Annotated in this window: 21 protein-coding genes; 14 read left to right on the top strand and 7 right to left on the bottom strand. The window is 64.2% G+C overall.

Annotated features, from left to right (window positions below; translation table 11 throughout):
• Window positions 1-69 precede the first annotated feature (69 nt).
• The 5 genes from AzCIB_RS12455 to AzCIB_RS12435 all read left to right on the top strand — a co-directional run bounded on the left by AzCIB_RS12455 (window position 70) and on the right by AzCIB_RS12435 (window position 7,632).
• Window positions 70-1,914 carry a DUF1302 domain-containing protein gene (locus tag AzCIB_RS12455; RefSeq protein ID WP_198149527.1) on the top strand — a complete coding sequence of 615 codons (1,845 nt, stop codon included), beginning with the start codon at window positions 70-72 and terminating at the stop codon, window positions 1,912-1,914.
• 134 nt (window positions 1,915-2,048) lie between these two features.
• Entirely contained in the window at window positions 2,049-3,392 is a 1,344-nt protein-coding gene (locus AzCIB_RS12450) for a DUF1329 domain-containing protein (protein WP_050416184.1), read from the top strand.
• A gap of 110 nt (window positions 3,393-3,502) precedes the next feature.
• On the top strand, window positions 3,503-4,669 hold the full coding sequence (locus AzCIB_RS12445; protein WP_083447001.1) for a WD40/YVTN/BNR-like repeat-containing protein: 1,167 nt from the start codon (window positions 3,503-3,505) through the stop codon (window positions 4,667-4,669).
• 1 nt (window position 4,670) lies between these two features.
• Window positions 4,671-7,121, top strand: coding sequence for an efflux RND transporter permease subunit (locus AzCIB_RS12440; RefSeq protein ID WP_083447000.1), 2,451 nt, complete (start codon window positions 4,671-4,673; stop codon window positions 7,119-7,121).
• Between the two features lie 46 nt (window positions 7,122-7,167).
• Window positions 7,168-7,632, top strand: coding sequence for a VOC family protein (locus tag AzCIB_RS12435; protein WP_050416182.1), 465 nt, complete (start codon window positions 7,168-7,170; stop codon window positions 7,630-7,632).
• A gap of 261 nt (window positions 7,633-7,893) precedes the next feature.
• On the opposite strand, the gene AzCIB_RS12430 is transcribed toward AzCIB_RS12435, so the two are convergent.
• The 7 genes from AzCIB_RS12430 to AzCIB_RS12400 all read right to left on the bottom strand — a co-directional run bounded on the left by AzCIB_RS12430 (window position 7,894) and on the right by AzCIB_RS12400 (window position 16,590).
• Window positions 7,894-8,343: a DUF3237 domain-containing protein gene (locus AzCIB_RS12430; RefSeq protein WP_050416181.1), complete on the bottom strand. Its 450-nt coding sequence runs from the start codon at window positions 8,341-8,343 to the stop codon at window positions 7,894-7,896.
• Window positions 8,344-8,366: 23 nt separating this feature from the next.
• Window positions 8,367-9,545 carry an acetyl-CoA C-acetyltransferase gene (locus tag AzCIB_RS12425; RefSeq protein ID WP_050416180.1) on the bottom strand — a complete coding sequence of 393 codons (1,179 nt, stop codon included), beginning with the start codon at window positions 9,543-9,545 and terminating at the stop codon, window positions 8,367-8,369.
• 48 nt (window positions 9,546-9,593) lie between these two features.
• Window positions 9,594-10,376 (bottom strand): SDR family NAD(P)-dependent oxidoreductase, encoded by a 783-nt coding sequence (locus AzCIB_RS12420; RefSeq protein ID WP_050416179.1) that lies wholly within the window; start codon window positions 10,374-10,376, stop codon window positions 9,594-9,596.
• A gap of 40 nt (window positions 10,377-10,416) precedes the next feature.
• Window positions 10,417-12,567 carry a fatty acid oxidation complex subunit alpha FadB gene (gene fadB, locus AzCIB_RS12415; RefSeq protein ID WP_050416178.1) on the bottom strand — a complete coding sequence of 717 codons (2,151 nt, stop codon included), beginning with the start codon at window positions 12,565-12,567 and terminating at the stop codon, window positions 10,417-10,419.
• 92 nt (window positions 12,568-12,659) lie between these two features.
• Complete coding sequence (locus AzCIB_RS12410; RefSeq protein WP_050416177.1) at window positions 12,660-13,916, bottom strand: acetyl-CoA hydrolase/transferase family protein; 1,257 nt, start codon at window positions 13,914-13,916, stop codon at window positions 12,660-12,662.
• Window positions 13,913-15,118 (bottom strand): acetyl-CoA acetyltransferase, encoded by a 1,206-nt coding sequence (locus AzCIB_RS12405; RefSeq protein ID WP_050416176.1) that lies wholly within the window; start codon window positions 15,116-15,118, stop codon window positions 13,913-13,915. The genes AzCIB_RS12410 and AzCIB_RS12405 overlap by 4 nt, the downstream gene beginning before the upstream one ends.
• A gap of 14 nt (window positions 15,119-15,132) precedes the next feature.
• Window positions 15,133-16,590, bottom strand: a complete 1,458-nt coding sequence (locus tag AzCIB_RS12400) for a 3-oxoacyl-[acyl-carrier-protein] synthase III C-terminal domain-containing protein (protein ID WP_050416175.1) — start codon at window positions 16,588-16,590, stop codon at window positions 15,133-15,135.
• Between the two features lie 209 nt (window positions 16,591-16,799).
• Here AzCIB_RS12400 and AzCIB_RS12395 point away from each other — a divergent pair, with 209 nt between their 5' ends.
• The 9 genes from AzCIB_RS12395 to AzCIB_RS12355 all read left to right on the top strand — a co-directional run bounded on the left by AzCIB_RS12395 (window position 16,800) and on the right by AzCIB_RS12355 (window position 25,646).
• On the top strand, window positions 16,800-17,576 hold the full coding sequence (locus tag AzCIB_RS12395; RefSeq protein WP_232299214.1) for an SDR family NAD(P)-dependent oxidoreductase: 777 nt from the start codon (window positions 16,800-16,802) through the stop codon (window positions 17,574-17,576).
• Window positions 17,577-17,595: 19 nt separating this feature from the next.
• A complete protein-coding gene (locus AzCIB_RS12390; RefSeq protein WP_050416173.1) occupies window positions 17,596-18,405 on the top strand; it encodes an enoyl-CoA hydratase/isomerase family protein in 810 nt (269 codons plus the stop codon).
• A 136-nt stretch (window positions 18,406-18,541) separates the two neighbouring features.
• Complete coding sequence (locus AzCIB_RS12385; RefSeq protein WP_232299213.1) at window positions 18,542-19,429, top strand: SDR family oxidoreductase; 888 nt, start codon at window positions 18,542-18,544, stop codon at window positions 19,427-19,429.
• 39 nt (window positions 19,430-19,468) lie between these two features.
• Window positions 19,469-20,242 (top strand): SDR family NAD(P)-dependent oxidoreductase, encoded by a 774-nt coding sequence (locus AzCIB_RS12380; protein ID WP_050416172.1) that lies wholly within the window; start codon window positions 19,469-19,471, stop codon window positions 20,240-20,242.
• A gap of 18 nt (window positions 20,243-20,260) precedes the next feature.
• On the top strand, window positions 20,261-21,112 hold the full coding sequence (locus AzCIB_RS12375; protein ID WP_050416171.1) for a MaoC/PaaZ C-terminal domain-containing protein: 852 nt from the start codon (window positions 20,261-20,263) through the stop codon (window positions 21,110-21,112).
• A gap of 40 nt (window positions 21,113-21,152) precedes the next feature.
• Window positions 21,153-22,940: an acyclic terpene utilization AtuA family protein gene (locus tag AzCIB_RS12370; RefSeq protein WP_050416170.1), complete on the top strand. Its 1,788-nt coding sequence runs from the start codon at window positions 21,153-21,155 to the stop codon at window positions 22,938-22,940.
• 26 nt (window positions 22,941-22,966) lie between these two features.
• The gene (locus AzCIB_RS12365) at window positions 22,967-24,127 is read left to right on the top strand and encodes an acyl-CoA dehydrogenase family protein (protein ID WP_050416169.1); all 1,161 of its coding nucleotides are present in this window, start codon (window positions 22,967-22,969) and stop codon (window positions 24,125-24,127) included.
• A 41-nt stretch (window positions 24,128-24,168) separates the two neighbouring features.
• The gene (locus tag AzCIB_RS12360; protein ID WP_050416168.1) at window positions 24,169-24,735 is read left to right on the top strand and encodes a DUF2889 domain-containing protein; all 567 of its coding nucleotides are present in this window, start codon (window positions 24,169-24,171) and stop codon (window positions 24,733-24,735) included.
• A gap of 131 nt (window positions 24,736-24,866) precedes the next feature.
• On the top strand, window positions 24,867-25,646 hold the full coding sequence (locus AzCIB_RS12355) for a crotonase/enoyl-CoA hydratase family protein (protein ID WP_050418358.1): 780 nt from the start codon (window positions 24,867-24,869) through the stop codon (window positions 25,644-25,646).
• The last annotated feature ends 2 nt before the right edge of the window (window positions 25,647-25,648 follow it).

Here is a 25,648-nt window from a genome sequence, read left to right as displayed (position 1 = left end):
TTGGATGCGGCCGATTCATGGGCTGTGCGCAAGAACGGGCCTTCGGCTCGAACCACGAGGAGGAGTGTGATGTTGCTGAATAGTGGCTTAAGTGGCACCGGGAAAGTTATCAGTGGTTGTTGCCGTGTCGTGCCGTACGGTGTCGCCGTGGGGATCGCATGTGCGTCCGGCGTGGCGCAGGCCGATGCGTTCGAACTCGATAATGGTGTTTCGGGGCGCTGGGGGCTGGATATGTCACTGGCGTCGTCGTGGCGCACGCGAAACGCCGACTCGTCGCTCATCGGCAAGCAGAATGGTGGTTCGATGCCCTCTCAGTCTACCGACGACGGCAACCTGAATTACCGCAAACGGGGAGACAATTATTCGACGATCGCCAAGGTGATCGGCGAACTCCAACTGGAAAAGGACGGCTTCGGCGTTTTCCTGCGGGCCAAGGGGTGGTATGACTATGCGCAGAAAGACCGCGGCGTTCCCCACGGCAGCGTCGCCAACGACTATGCTGCTGGCAGACCTCTGGAAGACAGCCATTTCACCGACCGCCTGTCACGGTTCAGTGGCATCGAAATGCTCGACTGGTACGCCTTCGGCAGCTTCACACCGTCCGATAGTTCCTCCTTGGGGGTCAAGCTGGGCAGTCACGCGGTGAACTGGGGCGAAACCCTGTTCATCGGTGGCGGCATCAACCAGTACAACCCGGTCGACGTGGCTGCCGCGCGGCGGCCAGGTGCCCAGGTGAAGGAAATCATTCTGCCGACGCCACAGATCTCGGCCAGCTTGGGCATCGACGGCTTGAACGTCGAGGCCTTCTACAAGCTGAAGACGCAGCGAAGCGTGCTGGAAGGCTGCGGTACCTACTGGAGCGCGAGCGACGGCCTCAATTGCCGGGACTCGGAGTTCGGGTTCGTGAACCTCACCCCTGCCACCCCTGATCGATTGGCCTTGGCGGCCAATCTCGGCAAGATGACCGGCAAGAACGAATATCCGCGGGATTCCGGTTCGTATGGCATCGCCGTCAAGAAACTCGTCGGGGACGTCGACATCGGCGGTTACTTTGTCAATTACACGACGACTGCGCCGCGCATCAGCATCCGCAACGCACCGTCCACTGCAGGCGGGCCGCTATCGGGGGCTCGGTTAGGTGTACAGGGTTTCTGGGACTGGAGCGCCAACGACATCAAGGTCTTCGGGCTCAGTGCTGCGACCGAAATCGGTGGGTGGTCCGTGTTCGGCGAACTCAGCCATACCAAGGATTTCCCTGTTCAGATCAACGGTGCCGACCTGGTCGGCGGCTACGGTATCCAGAAGGGCGGCGTTCTGGCGCAGACCAAGGGGCCTTTCGCCAGCATCCCGGCCGGCGCGGTGTTCCGTGGCTACGATCGAAAGGACAAGACGCAGATCCAGGTGTCCACGATCAAGTCGTTTGCCAATGTCGCCGGCGCCGACAGCCTGTCCCTGATGGGCGAGGTCGCCTACCAGCACTGGGCCGGAATCGGCAATCCGCTGACATCCACCCGCTATGGCCGGGGCTTCGAATACGGCATTGCACCATGGTCGGTCAACGGGGTAAGCCGCAACTGCGTGTCCAACGGTTCATCTTCCCAAGATGCCGGCTGTGACGCGGACGGCTTTGCAACGACCAATGCCTGGGGTTATCGGCTGCTGGCTTCCCTGCAATACAACAATGTCGGCGGCGTCAACCTGACCCCGCGCGTGTTCTTCGCTCACGACGTGCGCGGATACTCGGCCGACAACATCTTCCTGGAAGGACGCAAGACGCTTGGCCTGGGGGTGCGGGCTGAGTATCTGAAAAAATATTACGCCGACTTCAGCTACACGACCTATGCCCGCGATACCAAGTACGACTCCTTCCGCGACCGCGACTTTGTCTCCCTTGTGATCGGCATGACCCTCTAATAGCGTCGTGGGTCGGCGCGAGGCCGCAATGGGTCTGCGCCGTGTACTGCGCAAACACTGGATCGTTTTGGCACGGCCGCTGCCGTGGCCGGCGGAATCCAGGGTATTCGTCAAACACTCAATTCGAGGACACCATGAAATTCCTGAAACTGACGACGTTGTGTGAATTTTTTCTGATCGCCGGTCTGGCCAGCGGAAGTGCCGCCGCTGCGGGCGATTTCTCCCGCCTCGGCAAGGATCTGACGCCTTGGGGGGCGCCCAAAGGCGGTAACCAGGCTGGGACCATTCCCGCTTGGGATGGCGGCATCCAGAAGGCGCCCGCCGGATTCGATCCGAAGAATGGCTACGTATCCCCGTTTGCCGATGAAAAGCCGCTCTATACCATCACCGCGGCCAACTACCAGCAGTACGAAGCGCAATTGACCTCGGGCCATATCCAACTGCTGAAGCGATTCCCGAACTACAAGATCAACGTCTATCCCAGCCATCGCACGCATGCCCTGCCGAAGGAGCAGTACGAGGCGATTGCAAAGGAAGCGCCGAATGCCAAACTGAGCGCCGATGGCAACGGTTTCACCGGCACCCGGAAGTCCGTCGTGCCTTTCCCGTTTCCCCAGTCAGCCTACGAGGTCTACCACAACATGGTGATGCGTTGGCGGGGCGGCACTTACGACCGGGTCAGTACCGGATTTCCGGTGCAGGGTAACGGCCGCTTCACTCCGTCGAAGCGGAAAGAGGAAATCCTGTTCTCCAGCAACATCGACAATCCCCCGGAGAACCTCAATTACTACGGCATGATCACGTACACGGCGCCGTCGAGCATCGCCGGGGAACTGGTGCTGGTGCACGAACCCATCGATCAGAGCATCGAGTCCCGCCGGGCATGGGCGTACAACCCTGGAAGCCGCCGCGTGCTGCGCGCGCCGCAAATCGGCAACGACAGTCCCTTGACCGGTTCCGACGGGTTGATGACCCAGGACGATTTCGATGGATTGAACGGATCGCCGGAACGCTTCGAGTGGAAACTGGTGGGCAAGCGCGAAATGATCATCCCATACAACAACTTCAGGATGACGGACAAGAGCCTGAAATACACCGACATCGCCGGTGCGCAGACCGTCAACCAGGACTTGGTTCGCTACGAGATGCATCGAGTCTATGTCCTGGAAGCCACGCTGAAGCCAGGCGCCCGCCACATCTACAGCAAGCGGACAGTCCTCGTGGATGAGGACAGCTTCCAGGTGGCCCATGTGGATAACTACGACGGCCGCGGCGAATTGTGGCGTGCACACGAAGTGTTCGCAGTTTATGCCTACGATTGCCAGTGCACCTTCATGGCTGGTGACGTGAGTTACGACTTTCAGGCAGGGCGCTACGCAATCTACGCCTTGACCAACGAGGAGCGGCCTGCGGTTTTCGGCAAGAGCTACAGACCCGAATACTTTACGCCCGACAACATGAAGCGTCTGGCGCGTTGAACCCAAGCCGCGGCCGGGCGCTGTGCCTCACAGGAGATACCGGAAACGATCACAGGGGGTAGGTGGATGCCGTTGTCCGCTTGCCTCCTCGATAACAAGAGGTGGTGCAAATGTTATTTCCTATGGAGCATTCGAAACGCATCGGCGCGGCGGCCGTCGTGCTGGCGCTCGCCGCCAGCGCCTTTGCGACGGCCAGCACCGGTTTCGTCGACCCCCTGCAACTGGTGGCGCGCCAGTCGGTCAAGGCCGCTGCCAGACTGATGCTCGATGTCGCGACGTTGAGCGACGGACGCTTGGTGGCCGTTGGCGAGCAGGGCACGATTATCCTGTCGGACGACCGCGGCCGGTCCTGGCAGCAGGCTGCGGTGCCCGTGTCGGTGAATCTGACGGCGACCTTCTTTGTCGATGCAGCAGCCGGATGGGCGGTTGGCCATGACGGAGTGATCCTCGGCACAAAGGACGGTGGGCTGAACTGGGTCCGGTTGTTCGACGGTAATGCGGCCAATGAACAAATCGTCGCCGCCGCCGAGCGTCGCGTCAGGCAGGCGCGGGAGCGCAGCCAGACGGCGGATGCGACGCAGGCCGCGCAGGACGAACTCGACCGGGCCGAGGATGCGCTGGCGGATGCCGAGGCCGGGGCCCGCTTCGGGCCCTCCCGTCCGCTGTTCGGCATATGGTTCAAGGATGCGAAGCAGGGTTTCGTCGCCGGCGCCTTCGGTCAGTTGTTCCACACCGAGGATGGTGGGGCCAACTGGCGCTACATCGGCGATCGGCTCGATAACCCCGAAGCCCTCCATTACAACGCTATCGTACCGACTCCTTCAGGGAAGATCGCAATCGTTGGTGAAGGCGGGCGCATCCATTTGTCGGCCGATGGCGGGCAGACCTGGCAGCGGCACGAAACCGGCTACGACGGGCAGTTGTACGGAATGCTGGCCTTACGCGACGCGGACGGCAGTGAGGTTTTCCTGGCCTACGGTTTCGGCGGGCGCATCCTTCTGTCGCGGGACGGGGGTTCGCGTTGGAGCCAGGTCGATGTCGGGGTGAAGACGAACATTGTGGACGGCTTCGTCGCCGCCGACGGCTCCGTCCGGCTGCTGACTGCCGGCGGACAAGTTTTTCGCGGTGGCAGCGACGGCAAACCGTTCGTGCCGGCGGGCTCGGATGGGGGGGCGGGCGTGCAGAAAAGGATCGCCGCTGGGGTCTCGCTCCCCGACGGATCGCTTGTGTTGGCAGGCATGGGCGGCATCCACCTAGTTTCCACGAACGGGAAGTGAAATGACAGACCTGAGTCCTCACGAACGCAAGGAATCGACTCCGCTGGAAGTCACGCCGCTGTCCGATGTCGATCTGGAGGCGCACCACGGTGCGCGCACGATCGCGGACTACGCCGAGCATCTGCTGTTTCACCGCAGGATATGGGTATTGGCGGTTTTCTGTGTTGCGTCGATATTCCTTGGCTGGCATGCGTCGAAGATCGGGCTGGAGGCAAGCTTCCAGAAAATGATCCCGGCCAGCCATCCATACATCGAAAACTACCTCGTGTACGAGGACGATCTGCGCAAGATGGGCAATGTGCTGCGCATTGTCGTCGAGAATACCGGGGGCGACATCTACGACAAGAACTTCCTCCTCACTCTGAAGAAGATCAACGACGAGGTGTTCTACATTCCCGGTGTCGACCGCGGCAACATGAAGTCCTTGTGGACGCCCAATGTGTTCTGGCGCGAAGTGACCGTGGACGGCATCGTCGGCGGCCTGGTGGTACCAGACGATTTCGACGGGACGCCTGGCCACGTCGACCAGATCAGGCGCAACGTGTCCCGCTCGGGCACCGTCGGCAGCCTTGTGGCCAACGATCATCGTTCCACCGTGATCCTGGTGCCACTGCTCGAAAAAGACCCCCAGACCGGCGAGTCGCTCGACTACGGGCTGCTCTCGGAACGCCTGGAACAACTGGTGCGCGACAAGTATGCCGTCGAGGGTGTGCGCATCCACATTACCGGCTTCGCCAAGATCATGGGCGACCTGATCGAGGGCGTGCGCAGCATGGCCTTGTTTTTCGCCGTCACCTTCGTGCTCACGGTTGGCCTGCTGTACTTTTACTCGCGCTGCTGGCGCAGCACCGCGTCGGTGATCTTCTGCTGCAGCCTGGCGGTGGTGTGGCAACTGGGGATCGTGCGCCTGATGGGGTACGCGCTCGATCCCTATTCGACCCTGGTGCCTTTCCTGACCTTCGCGATCGGAGTTAGCCACGCGATCCAGAATATCAACACGATGGTGGCGGAGCGCTTGGGGGGGCTATCCAGCGTCGATGCGTCGAAGGCGACCTTCCGTCTGCTGTTCGTGCCCGGTTCAGTCGCCCTGCTGTGCAACGTGGTCGGTTTCTCGACCCTGCTGGTGATCGACATCGGCGTTATCCGGGAACTGGCAATCAGCGCCTGCGTTGGGGTACTGGTCATCATCTTCACCAAGATCTTCCTGCTGCCGGTGATCATGTCCTATACCGGGATCTCGGAGCGGGGGTTGCAGCACCGCGCGCTCAAGGTAGGCGAGAAAAACAAGTCCCTGGTGCGGCGCGGGACCGGAGATTTCCTGTCGCGGCTAACCGAGCGGCGCTGGGCGCTGGGTGTCGTGCTGACCGGCTTGGCGATTCTTGCTGCATCGCTGTATATGGCGCGCGACCTGCGCATCGGCGATCTCGATCCTGGCGCACCGGAACTGCGGGCGGACTCCCGCTACAACCGGGACGTCGCCTTCCTCAGTGCGAACTACGCGAACAGCGCCGACGTCTTCGTGGTCATGGTCAAGACCCGGCCTGACACCTGTGGCACCTACCCGGTGACCTCGGCGGTGGACCGCTTCCAGGCAGTCATGGGCGAGGTCGAAGGGGTGGTCGGCATACAGTCGCTGGTCACTGAGATGAAGGGCCTGAACGCTGCGCTCCAGGGGGGTAACTTGAAATGGTACGGGTTGTCACGAGACGAATACATCTCCAGTGGCACGCTGAAGATGACGCGGCAGGACTTCTACAAGTACGACTGCTCGATGCTGTCGATCCTGCTGTTCCTGGAGGATCACAAGGCTGATACCTTGACGCGGGTGGTGGCCGCCGCGGAGGCGTTCGCCGCGGCGAACAACACCGAACATGCCGAGTTTCTTCTTGCCGCCGGCAACGCTGGCATCGAGGCGGTCACCAATATTGTGGTCAAGCGGGCGGAGCGCCTGATGTTGTTCCTGGTGTACGGCGTCGTCGCACTGCTGGTGTGGTGGGAGTTCAAGTCGTGGAAGGTGACTACGGCACTCATTCTGCCGCTTCTCATTACCTCGATCCTTTGCGAGGCGATCATGGCCAAACTCGGGCTCGGGGTCAAAGTGGCGACGCTGCCAGTGATCGTGCTGGGCGTGGGTATCGGCGTCGACTACGGTATCTATCTTTATAACCGACTCGAGAACTACCTCAGGATGGGGATGAGTCTCAAAGACGCCTATGGCGAAACCCTCAAGACCACCGGCGCAGCCATCGCGGTGACCGCCGTGACGCTGGCGCTGGGCGTGGCGACGTGGTTGTTTTCCGACATCAAGTTCCAAGCCGACATGGGACTGTTACTGGCGATCATGTTCCTGTGGAACATGGTGGGCGCCATCCTGATTATTCCCGCGGTACTGAGCCTGTTGCTGCCGGCAGCAGTGCGTGAAGGGTCGCCAGTGCAGCGTGCTGGCGGCTGAAGAAAGGGTCTTGCGTCAGGTTCGACGTTGCAGAGGAGATTGCGCGATGGATTTCCATCATATGTGCTTGGTGGTCAGTGACATGGACCAGGCGCTGGGGCTGTACCGGGATATCTTGGGCTTTTCGCCGTACATCGATACGGTCATTCCCGACAAGGATGAGGCTCTCTTTTCCCAAGACACACTGGACGATATCTTTCACGTTAGTGGCGCGCGGTCGCGCATGGTCATGCTGACTTCCCCCACGGGAGCCAAGCTTGAATTGCAGCAGCCCGAGAACCCTCGGGTGCGCCAGACCCCGAGGGAGTATCTAGGCTATGACCATACCGGTATCAGGGAACTGGCCTTGCGCGTGAGTAACATCGATGAATGGTTTCAGACCATCCGTGCAGCGGGTTACGAAACACAGACCGGCTACGTTTGGGCGGTGGGCGGCGGGCGGCTTAAGTCGTTCCTGTTCCATGATCATGACGGGAATCTGGTGCAACTGGTCGAGGAGTTCACGCTCTGAGACTCGTGAGGACGAAGCGGGAGCCGTTCAGGCCTGGCTCCCGAAGCTTGAGGCGATCCGGTTGGTCTTGTAGCAGCTGTAGAATGGTGCTCGCGAGCCCCCAATTTACAGCGGCTTACGGATTTGCTCCAGGTATTGCGGTGTGATGAGCGAGTTCTACGATTACGTCATGCCAGTCCGTTATGCCGCGATGGTCGACGAATCCCCCCCTCTGAGGATGAAGCAGTAGGCCGCCCAAGGGCGGCTTACTGGCGCGGCGCCTCAAGTCACTCGGTAGATCTCCCAGCAAACGGCGTATCCAGGGAGGATTCGACCACGTCCGACAAATACCGATTGCGTCAGCCAGATATAGCGGGGGTCGTCGGTTTCGAAGCGCGGTGTGCTGCGAAAATATATATCCTCGAAGGCAGTCTCGCCGCCTTCGCGAATCGCAGCCGAGTACTTCTCGTTATACTCGAGGACACCGAGATACTGGGCATAGATCACGCATCCGTCGTGGGTGCGAAATTGCGCGCGCACGTCGATCCGGCCCCAGCCGTCGGGGCCGTCGAGTATCCAGTCATGCGCGCCTTCCAGCACTTCGCCGTTGAGCTTAGGGCCGTTGATCATCCCAGCGCCACAGCGCGCAATCCGGCGCTTGCCGAAAGGACCGCCCACGTGCTGGAGGTCGATAACCGAAGCGCTGTAGCTGAAGACATATTCGAGTTCCACCGTGGGTTTCCTCCAGTATGCCGTCAGCAGCGTTCGATGATGGTGACGTTGGCCATGCCGCCACCTTCGCACATCGTCTGCAGACCGTAACGCTTGCCGCGCTGCTTGAGGGCGTTGATCAGGGTGGTCATCAGCTTGGTGCCGGAAGCCCCGAGGGGATGGCCCAGGGCGATCGCTCCGCCATTTATGTTCAGGCGCTCGGGATCGGCCCCGATGGCTTTCAACCAAGCCAGCGGCACCGGCGCGAAGGCTTCGTTGACTTCGTACAGGTCGATGTCGCCGATCTTCATGCCGGCCTTGCGCAGTGCTGCTTCCGTGGCCGCCAGCGGGGCTTCGAGCATGATCCACGGATCGCCGCCCAGTACGCTCATGTGGTGCACCCGGGCCAGGGGCGTCAGGCCGAGGGTCTTGAGGGCGCGTTCGCTGACCACCATGACGCCGCTGGCGCCGTCGCAGACCTGGCTGGCGGTCGCCGCGGAGATGCTGCCGCCCTCGGTCAGCAGCTTGACGGCGTGGATGCTTTCCAGCGTCGCGTCGAAGCGGATGCCTTCGTCGACAGTATGCTGCTCGCCGGGCCGCGTGCCGTCGGCGAGGCGCACCTCGACGGGCAGGATTTCGTCGGCGAAGCGCCCCGCGCGGGTGGCGTCGATTGCCTTCTGGGTGGTTGCGTAGGCGAAGCGTTCCAGGTCGTCGCGGGAGAATCCGTGCTTGCGGGCGATGAGTTCCGCGCCGATGAACTGGCTGAAATCGCCCTCGGGATAGCGCCGGCGGATTTCCGGGCTCATGTATTCGCCGAGGCCGTTCTCCAGCGCAAGTTTCTGCGGCACGAACATCGGCACCCGGCTCATCGCTTCCACGCCCGCCGCGATCACCACGTCCATGGTGCCGGACATCACCGCCTGCGCGGCGAAGTGCAGGGCCTGCTGCGACGAGCCGCACTGCCGGTCCAGCGTGGTGCCGGGCACGGATTCCGGCAGGCGCGAGGCGAGCACCGCATTGCGGCCGATGTTGTTGGATTGCTCGCCGGCCTGCTGCACGCAGCCCATGATGACGTCCTCGACCGCGGCCGGGTCGATCCCGCTGCGGTCGAGCAGGGCGTCGAGAACCGTTGCCGCCAGTTCGACCGGGTGCCAGCCGGACAGGCGTCCTCCCCTGCGGCCGCCGGCGGTGCGTACCGCGGCGACGATATATGCTTCAGCCATGTGTGTTTCTCCAGTGAGTGGTCAATCGAAAAAGAGCGAAACGCCGATTCAGCGGGGCGACATGCGGATCGCACCGTCGAGACGAACGGATTCGCCGTTGAAGTAGGTGGTGGTGATCATGGTCTCGGCGACCGCGGCGAATTCGTCGGGGCGGCCGAAGCGTTTGGGGAAGGGGACCGAAGCGGCCAGGGCCTCCCTCACGTTGTCGGGGGTGCCTTGTAGCAGCGGGGTGTCGAAAATCCCCGGCATGATGGTATTGATGCGAATGCCGTCGTTCATCAGGTCGCGCGCGACCGGCAGGGTGATGCCGACGATGGCGGCCTTCGAGGCTGCATAGGCGGCCTGGCCGATCTGCCCGTCCTGGGCCGCGACCGAGGAGGTGTTGACGATGACGCCGCGCTCGCCGTCCTCGAGCGGGGGCAACGTGAGCATGCCGGCGGACGCCTTGGCGATGCAGCGGAAAGCGCCGATCAGGTTGACCTGGATAACCCGTTCGAAGAGATCCAGCGGAAAGTGCCGGGTCTCGCCACTGGCCTTGTCCCGACTGGCGGTCTTCGCCGCACCACCGATGCCGGCGCAGTTGACCAGGATGCGTTCCTGCCCGTGGGCTGCGCGGGCTTTGGCGAAGGCGGTATCGACTTGTGCCTCGTCGGTGACGTTGACCGTGCAGAAGAGGCCGCCGATTTCCCGTGCCAAGGCTTCGCCGAGGGTCTCGTTGAGATCGAACAACGCGACTTTGACGCCTTGTGCGGCGAGCCGGCGGGCCACGGCGGCGCCGAGTCCGGAGGCGCCGCCGGTGACGACGGCCGATAGAGTGGAATCGAGTTTCATGGGAAATCCTTTCGGGTGGGGGCCTGATCCGCCACGGGCGTCAGGCGGGATGGAATTTCTGCCGGGCGGCGGCCAGTGCGCGCATCTGCCCGGTGGATTCATAGTGGCGGCCGAGCGTCGCGTAGTGATCGCACTGGCGAACCACATGGTCGAGGCCGAGCCAGTCCGCGTATTTCAACGGGCCGCCGAGGTAGGCCGGAAAGCCGAGGCCGAGCAGCAGGGCCATGTCCAGTTCGGCGGCGCTTGCCACCACGCCGTCGGCCAGGGCGTGGGCGGCCTCGACGATCATCGGCAGCATCAAGCGTTCGACGATTTCGGTGTCGGAGAAGGCGCGGGGAGTGGTGGGCTGGATCGTCGCCAGCAGCGCATAGGTTTCATCGCTTACGGATTTGCGCGGTTTGCCGGCGGCGTCCGCGTCGTAGCGGTAGAAGCCAGCGCCGTTCTTCTGGCCATAGCGCTTGTGCGCCACCATCAGGCGCACCGCGTCATGCTCCGGCAGGGCCATGCGCTGCGGATAGCCGGCGCTGATCACCTGCCAGACGTGGGCGCCGGTGTCCATGCCGATCACATCCTGCAGCCAAGCCGGTCCCATCGGCCAGCCGAAAGCTTCCATCACCCGGTCCACCTGGGCGAAATCGGCCCCTTCGGCCAGCAGTTGCAGAAAGGCGATGACGTAGGGGGTCAGTATCCGGTTGACCAGGAAGCCCGGACAATCCTTGACCACGATCGGCGTCTTGCCCATCGCGACGGCATAGGCCACGGCCGTGGATACTGTCTCGGCACGGGTCCGGCTGCCCTGTACGACTTCGACCAAGGCCATGGCAGGCACCGGATTGAAGAAATGCATGCCGACCAGGTTCTCGGGGCGGGCCAGGGCCTGGGCGATGTCATCGATCAGCAGGCTCGAGGTGTTGCTGGCGATGATGGCGTCGCCACGCAGCCGGGGTTCCAGGGCCGCCAGCACTTCGCGTTTGGTCTCGAGGCGCTCGACGATGGCTTCGATCACGATGTCCACGCCATCGAAGCCGGCGTCGTCCAACTGCGGGACGAGACTGTCGCGCACGGTCTTGGCCCGGGCCGGGTCGAGCCGGCTGCCCTTGATCTGCCGCGCCAACTGCCGGTCCACCTCGGCCATGCCGAGATCGAGTTGGGCCGGCGCGAGGTCTTTCAGGCGGGTCGGGATGCCGCGCAGGGCACTGGTGAAGGCAATGCCGCCGCCCATGATGCCGGCGCCGAGCACCGCTGCCTGCTTGACAGGGCGGCCGTCGCGGCCGTGCTGGCGGAACAGCTTCTTGAGCGCCTGTTCATTGTGAAAAGTCTGGATCAGGGCGTCCGCAGCCTGGGTTTTCGCCACTTGGGCGAAACTTTCGGCTTCCAGGGCCAGCGCGGCATCGCGGGGTTGTGCCGCCGCCCGCGCCATCAGGTCGAGGGCGACCAGGGCCGCCGGCTGGTGTTTCGGACTGCGTGCGGCGATGTCCCCCCGGCGGGCTTGCAATGCCGCCTGTTGCCGGGCCGCTTCATCGGCTGGCAGGAGGCGCTTGCGGGCCTGGCGCTGGCGCCAGTCGATGGCGCCGTCGCGGGCCTGGCGCAGCAGCCCGAGGGCGGTCGCGCGCAGTTCCGGCGCAGTGCAGACCGCATCGACCAGGCCCGCGGCCTGCGCTGCCGGCGCGGTGAGCGGCTTGCCGCCGGTGATCAGGTCCAGCGCGACATCGGCGCCGGCGATGCGTGGCGTGCGCAACGTTCCGCCCAGGCCGGGAATCAGGCCCAGCTTGACTTCCGGCAGGCCGATCAGGGCGTCGGCCGAGATTGCCCGCAGTGCCGCCGCCAGGGTCAGTTCCATGCCGCCGCCCAGGGCGATGCCGTTGATCGCCGCCACGCTGGGAACGGCGAGATCCTCCAGGCCGATGAAGCCCCGATTGAGTTTCAGGTTGCGCGCCGCCAGGTCGGTCTCCGAGAGGCGAAAGGCCGCGGCGAATTCGTTGATATCGGCGCCGACCACGAATACGTTCTTGGCGCTGGTGATGAGGACGCCGGTGATCGTGCCGTCGGCGGCGATCGATGCGACGGCTTGCGCCAGTTCGTCGAGGGTGCGCTCGTCGAACTTGTTGATGGCGTCTTCGTTCCGGTCAAAGCAGAGTTCGACGAAGCCTTCCTCGATCCGTTGCAACTTGATGCTGTTTCCCTGAAACACAACGATTCTCCTTGTTGGGGTCGGACCTTGGGCCGGGACAAACGACAATTTAGGGCGGTGGGCCGTAGACTTTCACCGTCGGAAGCGACGATTCAGAGACGCTGCGCGAAGGCATCCCAGGCTTCTTGCAGGGTGGCGCGGAAGGTCGGCGCGGCGATGCCGATCAGGGCCTGCGCTCTTTGGTGGACGCTGGCGCCGCGCAGATCGGCGACACCGAATTCGGTGACCACCAGGTCGACGTCGATGCGGGACAGCGATGAAATGGACAGGTCCCCCAGGCAGGGCACGATGCGCGAAGCGGCGCCGCGCTTGTAGGTGGCGTTGAGGGCGACGATGCTGCTGCCTTTGGCTGCGAGACGGGCCGCCCGGGCGAAGTCCGGGGCGCCGCCGGCACCGCTGACCGCCTGGCCTTCGGCGTGTTCCAGGTTGCATTGGCCGAACAGATCCACTTCGAGGGCCGAATTGACCGCGACGAAGCGGTGCTGGGCGAGCAGGGTGCGTGCATCGTGGGTCACTTCGCAGCCGAGTACGCGTAGCGGCGCGAACCCGGTGGCCCAGGCGTAGAGGTCGCGGCTGCCGGCGACGACGCAGGCGGTATGGGCGAAGTCGAGGTCCAGCGCTCCGGCCTCGGCGAGTTCCCGCATGCCGTCGGAGAGCATGCCGGAAAACAGCCGCAGGCGCCGATGATTGCGCAAGGCGCCGGCCAGTGCGGTGGGCACCTTGCCCAGTCCCATCTGCAAGGTGCTGCCATCCTCCACCAGCGCCGCGATGTGGCGGGCGATGGCGCGGGTCGGCTCGTCGGTGTCGGTGCGGTACTCGGGCAGCGCCGAGTCGATCTCGCAGACGTAATCGAAGCGATCGTAAGGTAAGGCGGCGGCGCCCGGGATGCGCGGCAGGCGCGGATTGATCAAGGCCAGCAACTGGCGGCTCTGGCGCACGGCCAGCGGCAGGAATTCCACGGACGGTCCGAGGGAGCAATTGCCGGCCGCATCCGGGGGGGTGACCTGGAACACGCTCAGGTCGAAGTTCGCGTTGTCCTGCAGGTGGCGCACGAAACCGCCGTAGCTCATGGGCAGCAGGCGATAACGCCCGGCGCGTTGCGCCTCGCGCAACGCCGGCTGCATGAACAGGCCGCTGACGACGGCACTGGGATGGAGTCTATCGACGTCGAAGGGGATGTCGATGCCGGGCGCGATGCTGGTCAGGATGTGCAGATCGCGGCTGCGCTCCGGCCGGTTCTGCAAGTCGGCGAGAAAAGCGACGGGTACCGCGATCCCGCCCGGCACATACACGGATGCGCCGGGCGCCAGAATGTCGGCCAGGCGATCGGCGGAGAGGGCGTGGTTCATTTGCCGCCGTGCAGGCCGAGAATGGAAATCGCGGCGATGCCGAGATAGGGTACGCCGCCCAGGTTGTGGGTCAGGCCGATGCTCGGATTGCTCAACTGCCGCTCGCCGGCCCGTCCCTGCAACTGGTTGTAGATTTCATAGGCCATGCGCAGGCCGGAGGCGGCGATCGGGTGGCCGAAGCACTTGAGCCCGCCGTCCACCTGGCAGGGCAGGCCGCCATCCCGGTCGAAAAAGCCGTCGAGGATGTCGTGCACCGCGCCGCCGTCGGGAGACACGAACAGATCCTCCATCGTCGACAGTTCGGTGATCGAGAAGCAGTCGTGCACTTCCATCAGGCTCAGTTCCGAGCGAGGGTCCTTGATGCCGGCTTCCGCGTAGGCTTTTTGCGCCGCCGCCCGGGTGGTGCGCACATAGCTGCCGTCCCACTGGGAGGTGCCCGACTCGACGCCGGAACCGATCGCCAACTGGATGGACTTGATCGTGACCATGTCCTTGCGCCCCAGGGCGCGGGCGATTTCGGGGGTGGTGACAATCGCTGCCGCGGCGCCGTCGCTGACCCCGCAGCAGTCGTAGAGGCCGAGCGGGTCTGCGATCATGGGGGCGCCGAGGATCTGCTCCATGCTGACCGCCTTGCGCAGATGGGCCTTCGGACTGAGCATTCCGTTCTGATGGCTTTTCCATGAAACGTGGGCCATCGCCCGCTTCAGATCTTCCTTGCTGGTGCCGTGCTTGGCCCGGTAGCCGGCGGCCAGTTGGGCAAAGCCGGCCGGCGTCGAGCCCAGGGGAAGCCACAGGTCGTTGAAGGTTCCCTTGTAGACGAAAGGCAGGCCGCCGTAGCCGGTGTCCTTGAGCTTCTCCGCGCCGATCGCCAGGGCGAAATCCACCGCGCCGCTGGCCACCGCATAGGCGGCGGCGCGCAGCACCTCGCTGCCGGTGGCGCACATGTTTTCCATGTGGCTCACCGGAATGCCGTCCAGCCGCAGCGCCATCGAGGCGGGGATGGCCGAGTTGCCGACGCTGATCGGATCGGAGCAGGAGCCGTACCAGGCCGCCTCGATCTGTTTACGTTCGATGCCCGCATCGAGCAGGGCTTCCTCGAAGGCTTCCGCCAGCAATTCGGAGGGGCCGACGTCCCAGCGTTCGCCGAATTTCGAGCAGCCCATGCCGATGATGGCGACCTTGTCCTTGATTCCCGTTGCCATGAAATGATCTCTCCTCAAGCCTGAAGTGGCGTGGCCTTCCAGAAATAGCGCGGATAGCCGCGTGTCTTGTCGATATCCTTGACGCGGAACACCATGCGCAGCGGTGTGCCCACTTCCAGACCGGCAGCGCCGACATCGACCATTTCCATGAGCAGGCGCGCGCCCTGTTCGAACTGCACGAAACCGACGTACAGCGGTGGTGCCGGGTGATAGCTGAGCCAGTCGCCGGTGTGGGTGAGGACCTGGGCGGGCTCGTCGAACAGCGGATGCGGATCGAAGTTCGCACGCGGCGCGTTGCAGCCGGGGGTCACGCAGTAAGGCAATTGTGGAAACTGGATGGTGCCGCAAGCGCTGCAGCGTCCGGCGACGAAGCCGGAGAGCTGATCGCCGGAGCGATATTGCTCGGTGAGCGCGGTCTTGATCGATTTCTCGCCACGCATGCCCCATTCCAGCTCGATTGCATTTTCATAGGAGGCGAGGCGCAGGTAGGCGTCGTGGTTCTGTCCGTCGGCCAAGGCGCCGCCGACGCCGCGGCGCGGTGCGAACGACGCAAGGGCTTCGGTGGTGCGTAGCACCAGCACGTCGACACCCTGGCCGAAGCCGACCAGAACCAGGGTCTGGCCGGGTTTGGCCCGCTCCAGCGCATGGGCGAGCATGAGCAGGCCGTGGGCTGCGCCGCTGTAGCCGCAGTCGGTTTCGAGGCTGTCGCTCTCCGCTTCCGGAACGATGCCGAGTTTCTTGATGACCGCCGCAGCGACGCCCTTGAACGGCGCCGCCAGGATGAAATGATCGACAGCGGCCGCCGCAACCCCGGCTTGCTGCAACGCGGCCCTTACCGCCTCGACGGCCAGCTTCATATAGCCCTCGTCGCGGACCCAGCGCTCTTCCCAGTAATAGTCGTAGCGGGCGCCCTCGCTGCGGAAGTGGTCGACGAACAATGCCGTGCGGCTGGTGGAGGCGAGCAGGGTGGCGATGACTTCGTCACTGCCGAGCGTAAACGCGGCGGCGCCGGCACCGAAACCGATCTCCTGGCTGCTGGCCGGCTTGCCGCGCGGACGATCGCTCGCGATGAACAACGCCGGTGCGTCGCACTGGCGCAGGGCGGCGATCAGTCCGCTGGTGGCGGCGCGCTGCGAGTGCCCCACGTCGAGGGTGCGCACCGACGGCGCCAGCCCCAGGGCGCCGGCCACGATGGTGCTGTTCTGCAGGTCGGCGAAGGGCAGCGTCGTCGAAGCCAGGGTGAGCGAGGCGATCGCCTCGCGCGGGCGGTTCGCCAGTGCGTCGCGGGCCGCTTCGACCGCCAGCGTGATGCTGTCTTCATCCCAACTGCAAAAGGCCCGTCGACCCTTGGCCTGGGAGCGCAGGCCGGGGGCCATCCATTGGTGGGCCGCGGCAATCGCCGCGCGTTGCATGCGCAAACGCGGAATATAGCCGCCAAAACCGGTGATGCCGAATGCTCGGGTCGTGGACATCGTTTGTCTATCCTCGTCTTGCCTGGTTTTCGTTGGCTTGCAGTGTCCCTTTTCGTTTCGTTTGTGCGCATCGTCCGATCCGACATTTGCGAACGCTTGCGCGAAATATCCCTTCCGGCGACGGCATAGACACGTCGCCGCACGTCTCTGTCGTTTCGGACGATTCCAAATACTCGCCGACTCCCTAATCTGGCGTCGGTGTGGTTCTCATGTCATCAACCAAAGGAAAAACCGAAATGACTCAAAAAGTAGCGTTTGTAAGTGGATCCGGGCGGGGCATCGGCCGCGCGATTGCAATTGCCCTGGCGGAAAGCGGCCATGCCGTCGCGGTGGGCGACCTGCGCGAGCCCGAAGGCAACGAAACGGTCGAGTTGATCCGCAAGGGCGGCGGCAAGGCCTTGTTCGTGCCGCTCGATGTGGCCGATTCGGCGTCGGTGCAGGCCGCGCTGAAGCGGGCCGTGGATGAACTGGGGGCGGTCGACGTGCTGGTGAACAACGCCGGCTGGGATGAGCTGAAGCCCTTTACCGCCACCGACGAGGCGTTTTGGCAGAAAGTGGTCGATATCAACTACCTCGGGACCTTGCGCCTGATCCATGCGGTCCTGCCCGGCATGCTGGAGCGCAAGTGGGGGCGGATCATCAGCATCAGTTCGGATGCCGCCCGGGTGGGATCTTCCTTCGAGGCCGTCTATTCCGGCGCCAAGGGCGCGATCATTTCCTTCACCAAGACGCTGGCGCGGGAAGTGGCGCGCAAGGGCGTGACCGCCAATTCGGTGTGCCCCGGCCCGACCCGGACGCCGGGGTTCGAGTCGGTGGTGGACCCGACCAACGCCAAGCTGCTCGAATCCATGGTCAAGTCCGTGCCCCTCGGCCGCCTCGGCGAGCCGGAGGACATCGCCGCCGCGGTGGTCTACCTGGCTTCCGAACGGGCCGGCTACGTGACGGGGCAGACGCTGTCCGTCAGTGGCGGGCTGACGATGGCCTGAGCGCCGAAGGAGGCCATCGATGCTCGGACAACATGTTTCCCCGGCTGACGCCGATGCGGTCCTGTACGCCCTGGACAGCCACGGGGTGGTGACCGTTTCGCTCAACCGGCCGGCGTCGCGCAACGCCATCGACGACGAACTGGTCGATGGTCTCCTCGCGGCGCTGGCGCGGGTCGAGAACGAGCCGGCGGCGCGCTGCGTCGTGCTCGCCTCGACCCATGACAAGGTCTTTTCCGCCGGCGGCAATCTCAAGGGCTTCGCCGCCGAGGAAAGCCTCCTCGACAAGCACGCCCGCAACGGCCGCTTCCCCGGCGTCATCGAAGCGATGATGAAGCTCAAGGTGCCGATCCTGTGCGCCTTGAGCGGCCATGCCCTGGCCGGAGGTATGGGGCTGGCGATGGCCTGCGATCTGGTGCTCGCCAAGGAAGGCATCCGCGTCGGCACCCCGGAGATCAACGTGGGCGTCTTCCCGTTCATGATTTCCACGCTGATGCTGCGCAACATCCCGCGCAAGCGGGTGTCGGAGCTGGTTTTCCTCGGCGATCAATTGACCGCCGAGGAGGCGCTGGAACTCGGCATCGTTAACCGGGTGGTCGCCGCTGATCGCTTCGCCGAAACGGTGACCGACTGGTCGCAACGGCTGGCCGCCAAATCTCCCTTGATGCTCAAGCTGGGCAAGCGGGCCCTTTTCGAAACCCAGGATCTGTCCCTGGAGAGTGCGCTCGTCCTGTTGCAGCACTACCTGACGCTGGCTCAGGGCACGGATGACGTGAAGGAGGGCGTGACCGCCTTCATGGAAAAGCGTCCGCCGGTCTGGCGCGGTGCATGAACAGGTCGTTGAAGATTGTCGCTTTCGACGACGGGTTCCTTGCAACTTGTCGGCAACATGGTCTCGGGTCGAAGGTCTTGTTGCAGGTCGTATCTCGGACCGGTTCATCCAGTCGGATGCCAGCGTCAAGCAGATTATGGAGGAAGAGATGAGTACAAATTCATATCGTTCGGTTTTCCGTCCCGGCCTGTTTGCCGGGCAGGTGGCCATCGTCACCGGCGGCGGCAGCGGCATCGGCCGTTGCACGGCCCATGAACTGGCGTCCTTGGGCGCGAGGGTCGCCATTGTCGGACGCGATGCCGAGAAGCTTCAGAAAGTCCGCGGCGAACTGTTGGATGGCGGGGCGGATGCCGAGATTTATGCCTGCGACATCCGCGACGAGGAGGGTGTGCGCGAACTCGTCGCCGGCGTGATCAAGCGCTTCGGCCGTATCGACCACCTGGTCAACAACGCTGGCGGCCAATATGCGACGCCGTTGGAACGCATCTCGAAAAATGGCTGGGAGGCGGTCATCAGCGCCAACCTCACTGGCGGCTTCCTGATGGCCCGGGAATGCTATCTGCAGTGGATGCAGGAGCATGGCGGCGCGATCGTGAATATGGCTGCCGACATGTGGAACGGCATGCCCGAGATGGCCCATTCCGGCGCGGCCCGGGCCGGAATGGTCAATTTCACCATGACCGCCGCGCTGGAGTGGGGTGCCGCCAACGTGCGCGTCAACGCGGTTGCGCCGGGTCTGGTGTTCTCGTCCGGCGTCGATAGCTATCCGCCGGCCATCCAGGAGCGGCTGCTGCGCTTCAAGAACGACGTGCCGCTGGGGCGTACGGGGACCGAGGCCGAAGTGTCGGCAGCCATCGTCTTCCTGCTGTCCGAGGGCGCCGCCTACATTTCCGGCGCGACGATCTGCATCGACGGTGCCTTCGCCATGGCCACGCCCAATTACACCCTGCCGGCGAGGAAAACCACCTCGCCCGTCTATGACGGATTCCATCTGTCTACGCCGCCCAAGCTGGCGAGGGGGTGATGTGCTTCGATCCGTGCAACCCAACATTCAGGAACGATCATGATTAATCCAATGAGCCTGGAAGGTCAAACCATCGTCGTCACCGGTGCCGCCCAGGGTATCGGCAAGGCGGTCGCGGACCTGGCCTACGGGCTGGGCGCCTCCCTCGTGCTGATCGACCTGCAGGACGAACTCCTGCGGACGGCTGCCCGCGACTACGCGGCCGAGCGGGTGATGACCTGCGCCGGCAGTGTCGCTGACGGTGGTTTCGTCAATGACGCCTTCGACCGCGCTGCGGCGCGTTTCGGCACCTTGCACGGGCTGGTCAACAGTGCGGGCATCATCCGTCCGGCGATGATCGAGAAAATGACCGACGAGCAATGGCGGCAGGTCGTCGACGTCAATCTCACTGGCAGCTATTACTGCGTCCAGGCTTTCGGTCGCGCCGCCCTGGCGCAGATCAAGGCCGGCCAGTCGGCGCGGCGTTCCATAGTTAACATATCTTCCGATGCGGGGCGCATGGGGACGATCGGGCAGATCAACTACAGCGCCGCCAAGTCGGGAATGTTCGGGATCACCATGAGCGCCGCCCGCGAGTGGGCCAAGCACGACATCCGTTCCAACGCCATCTGCTTCGGGGTGGTCGAAACGGCGATGACGGAAACGGTGCGCGGAGAAAAATTCCGCGAGGGTCTGCTGGCACGCATCCCGATGGGGCGCTGGTCGTCCGTCGAGGAAGCCGCCCAACCGATCTGCTTCTTCCTGTCCCAGGCTTCGTCCTACATCACCGGCCAGGTGATCTCCGCCGATGGCGGCGGATTCATGAGCGCCTGAGCGGCAAGGGGATTCGGAATGAACGTCGATCGTCTGCTCGCATGGCCGTTCCGGGATGTGGTCCAGACCTATACGGTGCGGGATACCCTGCTGTACGCCCTCAGCGTGGGTTTTGGCGGCGATCCGACCGATGCCGGCCAATTGCGCTATGTATACGAAAAGGACCTGATGGTCGTGCCTAGCATGGCCGTGGTGCTGGGACATCCCGGCCCCTACGTAACCGATCCCGCTGCGGGCATCGACTTCCGCAAGATCGTCTATGGGGAACAGGCGCTGGAGCTGCTGCGTCCCCTGCCGACGGCGGCCACCGTGCGGGCGCGGGAGCGCGTCGTCGCGATCCTGGACAAGGGGCGCGACAAGGGAACGCTGCTGCGCACCGAGCGCCACATCGTCGACGACGCGACCGGTGAGCCCCTGGCGGTGCTGAACGCGACCCTGATGTGCCGCGGCGACGGTGGCAACGGTGCGTCCCACGGTGAAGCCGGTCCGGCGCACGCCGTGCCGGAGGGCGAACCCCAGCGCACGACCGAGCTGGCGACGCTGCCCCAGGCTGCATTGCTGTACCGCCTGAACGGCGACACCAACCCGCTCCATGCCGACCCCGAACTGGCCCGCCGGGCCGGCTTCGAGCGTCCCATCCTCCACGGACTGTGCAGCTACGGCCTGGCGGTCCATGCCCTGCTCAAGACCTGGTGCGACTACGACGCCACGCGCATCGCGAGTGTCCGCGCCCGCTTCTCGGCGCCCGTCTATCCGGGAGAAACGCTGGTCTTCGAAAGCTGGCGCGACGGGCAGACCTTGTCGTTTCGCGCCAGGAGCAAGGAACGGGGGGTGAAGGTTCTGGACAACGGTTGTGCCTTGCTGCGCTGACGACGGTCGCGCCTAACTGGATTTCACGGAGATTGGATCAATGACGGATCGCATCGTGCGCATCGGCGGCGCCTCGGGTTTTTGGGGCGACAGCGCGGAGGCTGCGCCTCAGTTGGTAAGAAGCGGCAAGCTTGACTATCTGACGTTCGACTATCTGGCCGAACTCACCATGTCGATCCTGTCCCGTGCGCGGGCGCAGGATCCGGCGGCAGGGTATGCTCGGGATTTTGTCGATGTCGCCATGCGCAGCGTGTTGCGCGAGGTGGTGGCCGGCGGCATCAAGGTGCTGAGCAACGCGGGCGGCGTCAATCCGCGCGCCTGTGCCGAGGCCCTGCAGCGGCTGGCGGAAGCCGAGGGCCTGGCGCTGCGAATCGCAGTGGTCGAGGGCGACGATGTGCTCTCCAGAGTCGACGATTTCCGCGCCGAGGATGTCCGGGACCTCCACTCGGGGCAGCCGCTGCCGGCCAAGGTGATGAGCGCCAACGCCTACCTGGGGGCCTTGCCTATCGTCGAGGCCCTGAAGCACGGTGCCCAGGTGGTGATCACCGGCCGCTGCGTGGATAGTGCCCTGCCGTTGGCGGCATTGATGCACGAGTTCGGCTGGTCGGCGCGGGACTACGACCTGCTCGCCGCCGGCAGCCTGGCCGGGCATTTGATCGAATGCGGCCCGCAGGCCACCGGCGGGTTGTTTACCGACTGGGAGACGGTGGAGGGCTGGGACAACATCGGCTATCCGATCGTCGAATGCCGGTCCGACGGCAGCTTCGTGGTCACCAAGCCGGCCGGCACCGGCGGCCTGGTCACGCCGGCCACCGTCGCCGAGCAGATGGTCTACGAGATCGGCGACCCGGCGGCCTATCTGCTGCCCGATGTCATTTGCGATTTCACGGCCGTGCGCATGAACGGCGACGGCCCGGACCGGGTACTGGTGGAGGGCGCGCGCGGCTACGCGCCCGGCCCCTGCTACAAGGTCTCCGCGACCTACGCCGACGGCTGGCGCTGCGTCGCCAACATCACCCTGATCGGCGGGCGCGCGGAGCGCAAGGCGCAGCGGGTGGCGGAAGCCATCCTGGCGCGCACGCGGCGCATGTTCGAAGCGCGCGGGATGGGCGACTACCGCCTGGTGTATTCGGAAGTGATCGGCACCGAAGCCGCTTTCGGTCCCCACTCCCGGATTGCCGTCAGCCGCGAGGTGGTGCTGCGGCTGGTGGTCGAGCATGCGAATCGCGACGCACTGGAACTGTTCGCCGCCGAAATCGCCCCCGGTGCAGTTTCCTGGGCGCCGGGCATGACCAGCATCGGCGGTGGCCGTCCGCGCCCGTCGCCCATCGTCAAGTTGTTCTCCTTCCTGGCGCCGAAAACGGAATTCAAGGTAAGCGCAACGGTAGCCGGCGAACACTGGTCGATCCAGCTTCCCGCCGAGTTGCAGGAAACGACGACGGCGCATGTCGCCACAACCTACACCGAGCCTGTGCCATCGATGGATGACGTGGCCACGTTGGAAGTGCCGCTGTTGCGCATCGCCCACGGGCGCAGCGGCGACAAGGGCAACAGCGTGAATATCGGCGTCATCGCCCGCGATCCGAAATGGATAGGGGTGCTGCGCGCGGAACTCACCGCGGAGCGGGTGCGCGAATACTTTGGCCACTTCGTCGAAGGGGCGGTGAGCCGCTTCGACGTGCCGGGCGTCGGCGCCTTCAACTTCCTGCTGCAGGGCGCGCTGGCCGGCGGCGGCATGGCGTCGCCGCGCAGCGATCCGTTGGGCAAGGCTTTCGCTCAGATGCTGCTGGACATGCCGGTGCGGGTGCCGGCGGCGCTGCTGGAATAACAAGACCACTTATCGAGGAGTACGAAATGGATTTTTCGTTGAATGAAGAACAGCGGGCAATCGAAGCGGCCATCGGCGAAATCTGCGATGTCTACGATGACAATTACTGGCTGCGCGCAGAAAACGAAAAGCGTTTTCCGCAGGAGTTTGTAGACGACCTGGTCAAGGCCGGCTGGATGGGCGTGACCATGCCCCAGGAATACGGCGGGGCGGGCCTGGGCATCACCGAGGCGGCGATCATCATCAAGCGCATCTCGCGGCTTGGCGCCAACGCCTCGTCGGCGGTGCACATCAACATGTTCGGGCCGCATCCGGTGGTGGTGTTCGGCACGCCCGAGCAAAAGGCGCGTTTCCTGCCGCCACTGATCGAGGGCAAGGACCGCACCTGCTTCGGCGTCACCGAGCCTAACGTCGGCCTCGACACGACCCACATCAAGACCTTCGCCGAGCGCAAGGGCGACCGCTACGTGGTCAACGGCTCCAAGGTATGGATTTCGACGGCCCAGATCGCCAACAAGATCCTGCTGGTGACCCGGACGACCAAATTCGAGGATTCTCCGCGTCCGACCGATGGTTTGACCCTGTTTTACACCGACATGGATCGCAGCAAGATCACGGTGCGGGAAATTCCCAAGATGGGCCGCAACGCCGTCGATTCCAACGAGCTTTTCATCGACGGTCTGGAAATTCCCATCGAGGACCGCATCGGCGAGGAGGGGAAGGGCTTCGAGTACTTGCTGCACGGCCTGAACCCAGAGCGGGTGTTGATCGCCGGGACCAATATCGGCGCCGGCCAGGCGGTGATCGACAAGGCCGCCAAGTACGCCAAGGAACGCATCGTGTTCGGCCGGCCGATCGGCATGAACCAGGGTATCCAGCATCCGCTGGCGGATTGCTGGGTTCGCCTGCAGGCGGCGGAGACCATGATGTTCAAGGCGGCGACCCTGTACGACCAGGGCAAGCCCTGCGGCCTCGAAGCCAACATGGCGAAGTATCTGGGCGGCGACGCCTACTTCGAGTCCGCGGCTCGTGCGGTGCGGACCCACGGCGGTTTCGGTTACGCCAAGGAGTTCCACGTCGAGCGTTATTACCGCGAGGCGATCATGGGCCTGATCGGTCCGGTCAGCCACGAGCTGGTGTTGTGCCACATCGCCGAGCGGGCGCTGGGTTTGCCGAAATCCTATTGATACCGGCGGGGTCGGGCGAGCGACGCAGGATGGGAGAAGAGATGGATTTCAGTCCGCCGGTGAAGAGGGCGCTGCTGCATCGCCGCCGCATTCTTTGCGAAGGTTACGAGCGCGAGGATGGCCTGTGGGATATCGAGGCGCAGTTGCTTGACACCCGCAGCTTTGAATTGCCCCTGCCCTTGGGGGGGCGCCTCGCGGCCAACGAGCCTTTGCACCAGATGGGATTGCGCATCACGGTGGATCGGGATTCGATCATCCGCGAGGTCGAGCCGCTGACGGCCCACGGACCGTCGCCGGAATGCCGGGACATCTCCGATACCTACCGGCAGTTGCTTGGCCTGCGTATCGCCGCCGGTTTTTCTGCCGCGGTCAAAAGGCTGTTTGGCGGACGACTGGGCTGCACCCATCTGACCGATCTGCTTGGTCCCTTGGCGACGACGGCGATGCAGACCTTGTGGGCGGCGCAGATTCGCAACGCGGCGCGCGGTGACGCGACGCCGATCCGGGTCGGCGATCCGAAAACGCTGATCAATAGCTGCCACGCCTTTCGCAGTGATGGCGAAATCGCCCGCGTGCACTGGCCTGATTCCTTTACCGGTGCCAAATAAGCGGATCCCGTTACCCAGGAAAGTATGTCTTTTTGGACGATTGCAGAGCCTGAGCGCTACCGCAGAATGATTTCAAGGCAGGTAATCAGAACTCATCCAGCCCCCGATCTTACCGAAAGGAAATGCTCAACATGAATGCTCCCGTACTTGACGAGGCACCGGTTTGCGTGACGCGCGACGATGGAGTGCTGATCGTCCGCTTAAACCGCGCGGCGGATAGCAACGCAGTAAACGAGGCGCTGGCGCGCGGCGTTTCCGCCGCCATGGACGAACTTGATGCCGATCCGGCGCTGCGTATCGGAGTCATCACCGGTAGCCGCGACGCCTTCTGTGCGGGTATGGATCTCAAGGCCTATCTGCGCGGTGACGTGCCGGCAACGGAGCGGGGCTTTGCCGGGGTGACGCGCAAGCCGCCGGAAAAGCCGCTGATCGCGGCGATCGAGGGCTTCGCGGTCGCCGGCGGGCTGGAAATCGCCCTGTCCTGCGACCTGATCGTGGCGGCGCGCGGCGCCAAGCTGGGTGTGCCGGAACCCAAGCGTGGCTTGGTGGCGGCGGCGGGCGGGTTGATCCGGCTGCCCAAGCGGATTCCCTACCAGGTGGCGATGTACTTGGCCATTACCGGCGATTACATCAGCGCCGAGCGCGCCTATGAGATCGGTCTGGTGAATGAACTGTGCGAGCCCGGCGAGGCCCTGGAACAGGCGCTGGCCCTGGCGCGCCGAGTGGCGCGCAACGCGCCGCTGGCGGTCAAGGCATCCAAGGCGATTGTGCGCGGCGCCCAGGATCTGGACGAAGAAGGCGGTTGGGAGTTGCAGGATCGACTGGGCCTGCCAGCTCTTGAAACCGAAGACGCACGCGAAGGCGCCCGGGCTTTTGCCGAAAAGCGCACGCCAATCTGGAAAGGATGCTGAAG

The sequence above is a fragment of the Azoarcus sp. CIB genome (assembly GCF_001190925.1).
Taxonomy (GTDB): Bacteria; Pseudomonadota; Gammaproteobacteria; order Burkholderiales; family Rhodocyclaceae; genus Aromatoleum.
The sequence above is the reverse complement of the archived record's forward strand: the minus strand, read 5'-3'. Positions and strand labels throughout refer to the sequence as shown.

Bases quoted from the DNA above. Each gene is read 5' to 3' on its own strand.
- AzCIB_RS12390 (WP_050416173.1), top strand. From the start codon at position 17,596: ATGCTCGGACAACATGTTTCCCCGGCTGACGCCGATGCGGTCCTGTAC.
- AzCIB_RS12365 (WP_050416169.1), top strand. From the start codon at position 22,967: ATGGATTTTTCGTTGAATGAAGAACAGCGGGCAATCGAAGCGGCCATC.
- AzCIB_RS12375 (WP_050416171.1), top strand. From the start codon at position 20,261: ATGAACGTCGATCGTCTGCTCGCATGGCCGTTCCGGGATGTGGTCCAG.
- AzCIB_RS12360 (WP_050416168.1), top strand. From the start codon at position 24,169: ATGGATTTCAGTCCGCCGGTGAAGAGGGCGCTGCTGCATCGCCGCCGC.
- AzCIB_RS12435 (WP_050416182.1), top strand. From the start codon at position 7,168: ATGGATTTCCATCATATGTGCTTGGTGGTCAGTGACATGGACCAGGCG.
- AzCIB_RS12440 (WP_083447000.1), top strand. From the start codon at position 4,671: ATGACAGACCTGAGTCCTCACGAACGCAAGGAATCGACTCCGCTGGAA.
- AzCIB_RS12450 (WP_050416184.1), top strand. From the start codon at position 2,049: ATGAAATTCCTGAAACTGACGACGTTGTGTGAATTTTTTCTGATCGCC.
- AzCIB_RS12420 (WP_050416179.1), bottom strand. From the start codon at position 10,376: ATGAAACTCGATTCCACTCTATCGGCCGTCGTCACCGGCGGCGCCTCC.
- AzCIB_RS12400 (WP_050416175.1), bottom strand. From the start codon at position 16,590: ATGTCCACGACCCGAGCATTCGGCATCACCGGTTTTGGCGGCTATATT.
- AzCIB_RS12380 (WP_050416172.1), top strand. From the start codon at position 19,469: ATGATTAATCCAATGAGCCTGGAAGGTCAAACCATCGTCGTCACCGGT.
- AzCIB_RS12425 (WP_050416180.1), bottom strand. From the start codon at position 9,545: ATGGCTGAAGCATATATCGTCGCCGCGGTACGCACCGCCGGCGGCCGC.
- AzCIB_RS12370 (WP_050416170.1), top strand. From the start codon at position 21,153: ATGACGGATCGCATCGTGCGCATCGGCGGCGCCTCGGGTTTTTGGGGC.
- AzCIB_RS12455 (WP_198149527.1), top strand. From the start codon at position 70: ATGTTGCTGAATAGTGGCTTAAGTGGCACCGGGAAAGTTATCAGTGGT.
- AzCIB_RS12445 (WP_083447001.1), top strand. From the start codon at position 3,503: ATGTTATTTCCTATGGAGCATTCGAAACGCATCGGCGCGGCGGCCGTC.
- AzCIB_RS12355 (WP_050418358.1), top strand. From the start codon at position 24,867: ATGAATGCTCCCGTACTTGACGAGGCACCGGTTTGCGTGACGCGCGAC.
- AzCIB_RS12405 (WP_050416176.1), bottom strand. From the start codon at position 15,118: ATGGCAACGGGAATCAAGGACAAGGTCGCCATCATCGGCATGGGCTGC.
- AzCIB_RS12385 (WP_232299213.1), top strand. From the start codon at position 18,542: ATGGAGGAAGAGATGAGTACAAATTCATATCGTTCGGTTTTCCGTCCC.
- AzCIB_RS12410 (WP_050416177.1), bottom strand. From the start codon at position 13,916: ATGAACCACGCCCTCTCCGCCGATCGCCTGGCCGACATTCTGGCGCCC.
- AzCIB_RS12395 (WP_232299214.1), top strand. From the start codon at position 16,800: ATGTCATCAACCAAAGGAAAAACCGAAATGACTCAAAAAGTAGCGTTT.